This is a genomic window from Thermomonas sp. (assembly GCF_025993755.1).
Lineage (GTDB): Bacteria > Pseudomonadota > Gammaproteobacteria > Xanthomonadales > Xanthomonadaceae > Thermomonas.
Genome location: NZ_JAMQHN010000013.1, coordinates 1 through 6,198, shown reverse-complemented (window position 1 = coordinate 6,198; position 6,198 = coordinate 1). Strand labels below are relative to the sequence as shown.

The 6,198-nt window shown below is 65.5% G+C and carries 6 protein-coding genes, 1 tRNA gene and 2 pseudogenes; all 9 read right to left on the bottom strand.

Translation table 11 applies throughout. From position 1 onward, the window contains the following. Positions 1 to 1,923 (bottom strand): annotated as a pseudogene (gene rpoB / locus Q0X16_RS00960) (DNA-directed RNA polymerase subunit beta); the annotation flags it as partial. Between the two features lie 246 nt (positions 1,924 to 2,169). Beyond that, entirely contained in the window at positions 2,170 to 2,538 is a 369-nt protein-coding gene (gene rplL, locus Q0X16_RS00955) for a 50S ribosomal protein L7/L12 (protein WP_297829692.1), read from the bottom strand. Positions 2,539 to 2,599: 61 nt separating this feature from the next. Beyond that, entirely contained in the window at positions 2,600 to 3,133 is a 534-nt protein-coding gene (rplJ, locus tag Q0X16_RS00950) for a 50S ribosomal protein L10 (protein ID WP_297829690.1), read from the bottom strand. 390 nt (positions 3,134 to 3,523) lie between these two features. Next, a complete protein-coding gene (gene rplA, locus Q0X16_RS00945) occupies positions 3,524 to 4,222 on the bottom strand; it encodes a 50S ribosomal protein L1 (protein ID WP_297829688.1) in 699 nt (232 codons plus the stop codon). Positions 4,223 to 4,226: 4 nt separating this feature from the next. Further along, complete coding sequence (rplK, locus tag Q0X16_RS00940; RefSeq protein WP_256646402.1) at positions 4,227 to 4,655, bottom strand: 50S ribosomal protein L11; 429 nt, start codon at positions 4,653 to 4,655, stop codon at positions 4,227 to 4,229. A gap of 205 nt (positions 4,656 to 4,860) precedes the next feature. Continuing rightward, positions 4,861 to 5,436: a transcription termination/antitermination protein NusG gene (gene nusG, locus Q0X16_RS00935; protein WP_297829683.1), complete on the bottom strand. Its 576-nt coding sequence runs from the start codon at positions 5,434 to 5,436 to the stop codon at positions 4,861 to 4,863. An 11-nt stretch (positions 5,437 to 5,447) separates the two neighbouring features. Beyond that, on the bottom strand, positions 5,448 to 5,831 hold the full coding sequence (gene secE, locus Q0X16_RS00930; protein WP_297829681.1) for a preprotein translocase subunit SecE: 384 nt from the start codon (positions 5,829 to 5,831) through the stop codon (positions 5,448 to 5,450). A 39-nt stretch (positions 5,832 to 5,870) separates the two neighbouring features. Then, positions 5,871 to 5,946, bottom strand: a tRNA-Trp gene (locus tag Q0X16_RS00925). 156 nt (positions 5,947 to 6,102) lie between these two features. Further along, positions 6,103 to 6,198: pseudogene (locus tag Q0X16_RS00920) on the bottom strand (elongation factor Tu); the annotation flags it as partial.

Below are 6,198 nucleotides of genomic sequence, written 5' to 3'. Positions count from 1 at the left end.
GATCGCCGACAGGTACTCGACCTCGTCCGTCACGCGACCTTCGATCACCTTGCGGTACGGGGTTTCGAGGAAACCGTACTTGTTGGTGCGGGCGAACACCGCCAGCGAATTGATCAGGCCGATGTTCGGGCCTTCCGGCGTTTCGATGGTGCACACGCGGCCGTAATGGGTCGGATGCACGTCGCGGACTTCGAAGCCGGCGCGTTCGCGAGTCAGGCCGCCCGGGCCCAGCGCCGAGACGCGGCGCTTGTGGGTGACCTCCGACAGCGGGTTGTTCTGGTCCATGAACTGCGACAGCTGCGAGGAGCCGAAGAATTCCTTGATCGCGGCCGCGACCGGCTTGGCGTTGATCAGGTCCTGCGGCGACAGGTTGTCGGCTTCCGCCATCGACAGGCGCTCCTTCACGGCGCGCTCGACGCGCACCAGGCCGACGCGGAAGGTGTTCTCGGCCATCTCGCCGACGCTGCGCACGCGGCGGTTGCCCAGGTGGTCGATGTCGTCGACGGTCCCACGGCCGTTGCGGATCTCGCACAGCACGCGGATCACGTCGAGGATGTCGGACGACGGGCCGGAGCCGGCCTCGTCCCGCACCCGGACCGATTCGTCGTCCTTGCGCTGGGCGAAGTACTTCTCGTCGTACAGCACCGGCACACCGGTGACATCCTTGCGGCCGAGACGGCGGTTGAACTTCATCCGGCCGACGCTGGACAGGTCGTAGCGTTCGAAGGTGAAGAACAGGTTGTGGAACAGGTTCTGCGCCGCGTCCTTGGTCGGCGGCTCGCCCGGACGCATCATCCTGTAGATTTCGACCAGCGCGTCCATCTGGGTCTTGGTCGCATCGATGCGCAGGGTGTTGGACAGGAACGGGCCGCGATCGAGTTCGTTCACCCACAGGGTGCCGACGGTCTCGACGCCGGCCTTGCGCAGCCTGCCCAGCAGATCCGCGTCGATCTCGTCGTTGGCGCTGGCCAGAAGCTCGCCGGTGGAGGCATCGACCACGTCGTGCGAGAGGATGCGGCCGAGGATGTAGTCGTCCGGGACCGACAGCGCCGCCACGCCCGCCGCCTGCAGTTGCTTGACGTGGCGCGCGGTGATGCGCTTGCCGGCCTCGACGATGATCTTGTCGCCATCGGCCAGGTCGAATTCCAGGGTCTCGCCCTTGAGGCGCTCGGGCACCAGCTCGAGTTGCACGCCTTCCGGCAGGATGTGGAAGGTGTTGATGTCGAAGAACTCGTTGAGCATCTCCTCGTTGGAGTAGCCCAGCGCGCGCAGCAGCACGCTGACCGGCAGCTTGCGGCGGCGGTCGATTCGGGTGTACAGCGCGTCCTTCGGATCGAACTCGAAGTCCAGCCACGAGCCGCGGTAGGGAATGACGCGCGCGGAGAACAGCAGCTTGCCCGAGCTGTGGGTCTTGCCGCGGTCGTGGTCGAAGAACACGCCCGGGCTGCGGTGCAGCTGGGAGACGATGACGCGCTCGGTGCCGTTGACGATGAAGGTGCCGTTGTCGGTCATGAGCGGGATTTCGCCCATGTAGACTTCCTGCTCCTTGACGTACTTGATCGCCTTGGTGCTCGATTCGCGGTCGTAGATGACTAGACGCACGGTGACGCGCAGCGGGGCGCCGTAGGACAGCCCGCGGGTGCGGCACTCGCGCTCGTCGAAGGCCGGCTCGCCCAGCTTGTAGCCCACGTATTCCAGCGCGGCGTTGCCGCTGTAGCTGGCGATCGGGAACACCGACTTCAGCGCGGCGTGCAGGCCCTTGTCCTCGCGCTTGGCGGGATCGACGTTTTCCTGCAGGAATTCGCGATAGGAATCGACCTGGATAGCCAGCAGATACGGCACCTCGAGGATCGAACGGCGCTTGCCGAAGTCCTTGCGGATGCGCTTCTTCTCGGTGAACGAATAGTGTTTGGCGGTGGCCATTGAACGTGCGCCTCGATGTTCATTCGGCCGCAACAAGGCGGCCTACGGGGGAATCCCGGCTCAAAGACTGGGAACCGACAGTTGGAAGTCGCTGGTATTGCCGGCACCAGCACGCCCTCTCCCGCTACTTCCGACTGTCGACTCGATCGGTTCTACAACGGTTGTTCCACAACGGCCAAAGGCCGGGGGTTTTCACCCCCAGCCTTTGGTGGTCGCCAGCGCGAACTGCAGGCGACGCGACTGCAATTACTTGACTTCGACGGTCGCGCCGGCGGCCTCAAGGTCCTTCTTCATCTTCTCGGCTTCTTCCTTCGAGACGCCTTCCTTCACCGGGCCACCGGCCACGGTCAGGTCCTTGGCTTCCTTCAGGCCCAGGCCGGTGATCGCGCGGACGGCCTTGATGACCTCGACGGTCTTGCTGCCGGCGTTCTTCAGGATGACGTTGAACTCGGTCTGCTCTTCGACGGCGGCGGCGGCCACGGCCGGACCGGCAGCGGCGACCGGGGCGGCGGCGGAGACGCCGAACTTCTCTTCGATGGCCTTGACCAGGTCCATCACTTCCATCAGCGACATGCCGGCGACGGCGTCGACGATCTGCTCATTGCTCAGGGACATTTGCATTTACCTCTGGAGATGTTGCGTTGAATGGGAAAACGTTGTCGGATTCGCGAATCGCTCAAGCCGGCTCGGCCTGCGCCTCGGCCTCGGCCGGGGCTTCGCCACCACCTTGCTTGTCGGCCACGGCCTTGACCGCACGGGCGAACATCGCCGCCGGTTCGGCCAGCACGCGGGCCAGCATCGCGAGCGCCTGTTCGCGGGTCGGCAGCGAGGCCAGCACCTCGACGTGGCTGGCCGGATACTGCTGGCCACCGACGACGACGAGCTTGGGCTGCAGCTTTTCGTTGCCCTTGGCGAACTCCTTGATCAGGCGCCCGGCGGCGCCGGGTTCCTCGGTCGAGAACGCGTACAGCAGCGGACCCACGAGGGAATCCTTCGCCACTTCGTACTCGGTGCCGGTGACGGCGCGCGCGGCCAGCGTGTTCTTGACGACTTTCAGGAACACGCCGGTTTCACGGGCCTTCTTGCGCATCGCGGTCATCTGCGAGACCGTGGTGCCGGCATACTCGGCCGCGATCAGGGAGTGCGCAGAGGCGGCGACTTCCGCCACTTCCGCGACAACGTCCTTTTTCTGGGACAGATTGAGAGCCATGTTTACTCCTGGGTTGAACTCCGGCTGCGGCTCCTGCCGCAGACGGTCCTCGGCGATGCCGGTCCCTGGCATCGGGGATGCAAGCGCATCCCTCGGTGGCCATCCAGATCTGTCTTTTCAGAACATTCCAGAAAGGCGACACCATCTGCGCAGGCCCGTACCCTGGGGTGCGGATTAAGCGATCCCGCCTGCGGCAACGGCGAATCCCTGCCATGCGAGCATCCTTGCCCGTCGTTGCCACGCGCAGACCGCACCTGCGGTCTTTGACGGCTTCCGTCGCGATGGATTGCGGCGGGGCCTTCAAAATTCGTTTGCCATGATCGCTGCGCGATCATCGGCGGCACATCCATGCGCCGCGTTCGCACCCTGCGGTGCGGACGCGCAATGCGATTACTTCAGCGCCAGCGAGGACTGGTCCACGGTGACGCCGGGACCCATGGTCGAGCTGAGCGAGATCTTCTGCAGATAGGTGCCCTTGGAGGTCGCCGGCTTGGCCTTGACCAGATCCGCGAGCAGCGCCTGCAGGTTGCCCTTGAGGGCATCGTTCTCGAAGTTCGCCTTGCCGATGGTGCAGTGGATGATGCCGGCCTTGTCGGTGCGGTAGCGCACCTGACCGGCCTTGGCGTTCTTCACCGCTTCCGCAGGATTCGGCGACACGGTGCCGACCTTCGGGTTCGGCATCAGGCCGCGCGGGCCCAGCACCTGGCCGAGCTTGCCGACCACGCGCATCGCATCCGGGGTGGCGATGACCACGTCGTAATTCAGATCGCCGCCCTGCATCTTCTCGGCCAGGTCGTCCATGCCGACCACGTCGGCACCGGCGGCCAGCGCCTCGTCGGCCTTGGCGCCCGCCGGGCAGAACACCGCCACCCGGACGCTCTTGCCGGTGCCGGCCGGCAGCACGGTCGAGCCGCGCACCTGCTGGTCGGACTTCTTGGCATCCACGCCGAGGCGCACGGCCACATCGATGGCCTCGACGAACCTGGCCTTGCTGTTGTCCTTGAGGATCTTCAGGGCTTCATCGATCGCGTAGGCCTTGCCCGGAACGGTGGCCGCGAGGATCGCCTTCTGTCGCTTGTTCAGTGCCATTGTCTCAACCCTCCACCGTCAGGCCCATGGAACGGGCCGAGCCCGCGATCGTGCGCACTGCCGCGTCCAGGTCGGCCGCGGTCAGGTCGGGCTCCTTCGCCTTGGCGATGTCTTCCAGCTGCGCGCGCGTCACCTTGCCCACCTTCTCGGTGTTCGGACGCTTGGAGCCGGAAGTGATCCCCGCCGCCTTCTTCAGCAGCACCGTGGCCGGCGTGCTCTTGGTGACGAAGGTGAAGGTGCGGTCGGAATAGGCGGTGATAATGACCGGGGTCGGCAGACCCGGCTCGAGCTTGGAGGTCGCCGCGTTGAACGCCTTGCAGAACTCCATGATGTTCAGGCCGCGCTGACCCAGCGCAGGACCGACCGGCGGCGAGGGATTGGCCTGACCGGCCTTCACCTGCAGCTTGATGTAGCCGACGACTTTCTTAGCCATTGCATTGTCTCCGGGTGCTAGCGCCTGGGTTGCAGGCTCCCCATCGGACCGGGATCATCGACATCGCAGGCGGCGCGCGTCCCGGCATCGCGCATCCGCCCGAATTGCATCCACCTCGAAGCGCCGACCGCGGCTGCGAACGGCGCTTCGAAGGGTGAGTCGCGTATTGTAGCAGGTTTACGGACGCGCGTCCGGACCGTCCGGATCAGGCCTTTTCGACCTGCCCGAACTCCAGCTCGACCGGCGTGGAACGTCCGAAAATCAGCACCGCGACGCGCAGGCGGCTCTTCTCGTAGTTGATTTCCTCGACCACGCCGTTGAAATCGTTGAACGGGCCGTCGACCACCCGCACCATCTGGCCCGGCTCGAACAGGACCTTGGGCTTGGGCTTGGCAACGCCGTCCTGGACGCGCTGGAGGATGGTGTCGGCCTCCTCGTCGCGGATCGGCAGCGGCCGGTCGGCGGTCCCGCCGATGAAACCCATCACCTTCGGGGTTTCCTTGACCAGATGCCAGGATTCGCTGTCCATGCGCGGGATGCCGTCCTCGACGTGGGTCGCGATCTGGACCAGCACGTAGCCGGGGAAGAACTTGCGCTCCGAACGACGCTTCTGCCCGGCGCGCATCTCCACCACTTCCTCGGTGGGAACCAGCACCTCGCCGAAGCGATCCTGCATGCCCAGCCGCGCAATGCGGTCGCGCAGCGCCTGCGCCACCGACTTCTCGAAGCCGGAATAGGCGTGGACCACGTACCAGCGCTTGAGGACGTCGGAATTGCTCACAGAACTCTCCATCAGCTGCCGAGCAGCCATTTCACGGCGAACTGGATGATGAAGTCGAACGCCGCCATGATCAGGCTGAACGCCAGCACGGCAATGATCACGATCACCATCATCCGGTTGGTTTCCTGACGCGTCGGCCAGACCACCTTGCGCAATTCGAAGCGCGACTCCGCGAGGAAATCCCGGGTCTTGGCGCCCCGGTTCGTGCGCATGAGGAACAGCGCGCCGCCGGCGATCACGCCCGCCGCCACCAGCAGCATCCGCACGCCGCTGGGCCAGTCGCTTCCGACCAGGTAATAGCCGGCGATACCCGCCGCCACCAGCAGCAGGGCGATGACGTGTTTGACGATGTCCCCGTTGCCGGCGGACGGATTGGGCAGCGCGTTGCTGGTCAAGGCTTCATCTCTTCGGCGTCCGCCACGGCGGCGCCCGGTTGGCACGCCAGGAGGGACTCGAACCCCCAACCTGCGGTTTTGGAGACCGCTGCTCTGCCAATTGAGCTACTGGCGTATGAAATTTGGTGTTGCTCCCGAAAAGGCAACGGCGGCTTGCGCCGCCTGGCCCTGTTCCGACGCGCTTGGCGGCTTGTCGGGACTGGATCCCCGCCTGCGCGGGGATGACGTTCGGGCAAAGGCGGCTGCGCTTGCGCGCAACCGCGCCCTCACGTCACTTGACGATCTTCGCCACCACGCCGGCGCCAACCGTGCGGCCACCCTCGCGGATCGCGAAACGCAGACCCTCGTCCATCGCCACCGGGTGGAT

Coding starts and splice junctions, on each gene's coding strand:
- rplL (WP_297829692.1), bottom strand. CDS start 2,538: ATGTCCCTGAGCAATGAGCAGATCGTCGACGCCGTCGCCGGCATGTCG.
- rplJ (WP_297829690.1), bottom strand. CDS start 3,133: ATGGCTCTCAATCTGTCCCAGAAAAAGGACGTTGTCGCGGAAGTGGCG.
- rplA (WP_297829688.1), bottom strand. CDS start 4,222: ATGGCACTGAACAAGCGACAGAAGGCGATCCTCGCGGCCACCGTTCCG.
- rplK (WP_256646402.1), bottom strand. CDS start 4,655: ATGGCTAAGAAAGTCGTCGGCTACATCAAGCTGCAGGTGAAGGCCGGT.